Here is a 2,703-nt window from a genome sequence, read left to right on the forward strand (position 1 = left end):
AAACTAAAATATTGGTTCTGTCGCAAAAATACGAGAGTGTGACCTTGCCCCGAAAAAGTGGACACTCCAGAAGAGAGGATCAACAAGGAGAATGTTCACATGAGTCAAAAACCACGCAGAAAGTTTACAGCCGAGCAGAAAGCGGAAACGGTCCGCATCGTTGAGGAGTCAGGCAAACCCATTAGCCGAGTTGCGAAGGAGATGGGACTGACCGAGAGCGCGCTGCGCAACTGGGTAAAGCAGTCGAAGATTGACCAACAGGGCGCTCGTCAAGGGCCGTTGACCTCTGAGGAGCGAGAAGAGCTCAATAGCCTGCGCCGAGAGCTCAAGCGGGTTCGGATGGAACGAGACTTCTTAAAAAAGGCGGCGACCTTCTTCGCCAAAGAGAGCTCAAACCCCTCGGTGGTGCAGAAAACTCTTTGAGGGCTGAGGGATAAGACTCATGCTGAGAATACGACAACTTTTGAGAACTCAACTCGGCAATCTAGTTGGTCTTGCTTAGATCGAGAGGCACAAGCCGCCGGTGGGCTTTTGCTGGTTCTGTCGCAAAAACTCAGGAGTGGTAGATTAGGAGACCGATTTCCTCATGTCATCTACCACCAACTTCACCTTCATGTCTCATCCTGCCCTGTTCAAGTGGAAGCACTTGGTTCTTTCTCACTTTAGGTGAAGCTATAGAGTGAAGCAGCGAAACGAGAGAGAAGCAGGGCCATTTTAGTGTTTGTGAATGAGCCGATCAGGAGAATTTTGGTATTGAAGGCCGAGATCGCTCACTCCAGGCAGACTTTCCCAATACCGGCCACACTTTTCTATTCCCGCCCATACAGAAAAAGAAGGCAATAGAAAAGGTAATCAACTAGCGAGTAAGAAGCGTTTTGTCAGGAGTTGAGGCGAGGCACGACCAAACATTTGTCGTTTAATCATTTTGAGCTTGTTAATGTGGCCTTCAGTGGGGCCATTACTGAAAGACGTGGAGAGCGCCGCTAGCAGCGCATCATAATCACCCTTGAGGCTCTTGGCAAAAGCGATGAGCGGCTTGATGCGAGCGTCCTCAACCTGCTGTAACCAACCATCAAAGCGCTCTGCCTGCCGTTTTCTAACGATGGTAATGAAGTCCTGAGCGAGTTGAAGAGCGAGGCTAAAATGTGGTTGCTGCCGCAGCAGAGCGAGTTGTTGCTGCTGCCTGAGAGAAAGTTTATCGGTCTGTTTGAGAACGAGGAAAGCGGCCTGTCTCGGCGTTAGTTTAGCTCGTTTGACCACCCGGCGCCTTGGTTTTGAGATCCTTTCGGGTGGTGTTTGGCTGGTCTGCTGTAAGCGTTGTAGGAAGCGAGCGATCGTGCGGTAACTGCCCTGATAGCCGTGTTGTTGAAGTTGTCGAAAGAGTTGGCGTCCATTACGTTTTCCTTGCTGGCAGGATTTCTCCAGTAGAGCTTGAAACGGTTGCAACTGAGGACTGCCCCCCTGGTCACTGCGAACCTTGCGTTCAGGAAACTGCGGATGTTTAAGAAAACGCCGGACCGTGCGAACACTGAGGCCGGTCAGCTGAGCAATCGTAGCTAAAGACTGGCCTTTCTGTTTGAGCTGCTGAACGGCCTGAAAGCGAGCGAGCCGTTGTTGTCGTTTTCGCGGGTTATGGCTCAACGCAGTGGGCGTATACCGCCTGCTCCAAGGCTGATGGTCAGCGGTCTTGATATCGTTCGGATGAGCTTTGAAAACGGCTTCCAGGGTTTGAGCCAGATTTTGGAGAAGATGAAAGCGGTCTGCGACTTGGATTGCTTGAGGAGCGCCTTGGTTGATGCCAGCGCGATAAGTTTGAGAGCGGTCACGGGTCACGAGTTGAATCTCGGGATAGTCTTTCAACCAATCGGCTAACGTCTGGGCCTTTCTGTCATTGAGTAGAGCGATTGGTTGCTGTCGTTCGTGGTCAATGATGACGGTGCCATAACGTTTTCCTTTGCGGAAGGCAAAATCATCGACCCCAATGTAGTGGGGATGAGTGGGCTGAGGCAGAGGCACTTTTGCCAGCGATCGCAGCAATGTGTGCAGACTGACCCCATAACCGCTGCGCTGTGCATGTCGGGCTCCGGCAGCGCCACCCAAATCGAGGGTAAGGCCAATGAAATACTGGTTTAAGCGTTGGGTGCGCCTGGCATAGGGCGCACAGAGTTGTGGGAGACGTTCAGTAAAGATGCGTTGTGGGCAGATCACTACATCACAGAAGAACTTGCGCACCGTGAGATGAAGTGTCACGCCGTAGTCGGCCCAGTTGAGGTCACGGACAGTGCGTTGGTAGCGACTGTGAATGCGGTGACTCGATTGCTGACAGCGAGGACAGCCTGCCGTGGTTTGAGTCGCCACCATGTCCACAGCGATCGTCGCGGCCGGAGTGTCTGTCTGGCAGTGCTGAATGGCTAGGGGAATAGATGTGGGTAGAAGTGATCGCAGCGAGGGAGTCAGAGTTAAATCCAGTGGAGAGAGCTAATTTAATTGTGTTGAAGTGAGCCTCAAATTGACAGGAGAGGAAGCCGAAATTGAACGGATGGGTGAGTTGCTACAGTGAGGAGTTGACGCTAGAGGGTGAGGAACCGGGCACCTACTTTACGATTGAGCGCGTGGGATGAACAAAAAAATGTTGCGTCCCATCAATCATCAACTTCAAGAATGCCCTCAATTAAGCCTGTGTGGAAGGCTCGATCGGTCGTC

2 protein-coding genes are annotated in these 2,703 nt (G+C 51.9%); one reads left to right on the forward strand and one right to left on the reverse strand.

The features are described 5' to 3' along the window. Positions 1–99: 99 nt before the first annotated feature. Positions 100–423 carry a transposase gene (locus QJQ48_RS27645; protein ID WP_346294435.1) on the forward strand — a complete coding sequence of 108 codons (324 nt, stop codon included), beginning with the start codon at positions 100–102 and terminating at the stop codon, positions 421–423. A 429-nt stretch (positions 424–852) separates the two neighbouring features. Here QJQ48_RS27645 and QJQ48_RS27650 read toward each other — a convergent pair whose 3' ends face one another. Further along, on the reverse strand, positions 853–2,361 hold the full coding sequence (locus QJQ48_RS27650) for an ISL3 family transposase (protein ID WP_346294436.1): 1,509 nt from the start codon (positions 2,359–2,361) through the stop codon (positions 853–855). Positions 2,362–2,703 lie beyond the last annotated feature (342 nt).

This window comes from Sphaerothrix gracilis Ecp01, from assembly GCF_030405905.1.
Taxonomy (GTDB): Bacteria; Cyanobacteriota; Cyanobacteriia; order Phormidesmidales; family Phormidesmidaceae; genus Sphaerothrix; species Sphaerothrix gracilis.

Excerpts from the sequence above, each read along its gene's own strand:
- QJQ48_RS27650 (WP_346294436.1), bottom strand. The coding sequence starts at position 2,361 with ATGGTGGCGACTCAAACCACGGCAGGCTGTCCTCGCTGTCAGCAATCG.
- QJQ48_RS27645 (WP_346294435.1), top strand. The coding sequence starts at position 100 with ATGAGTCAAAAACCACGCAGAAAGTTTACAGCCGAGCAGAAAGCGGAA.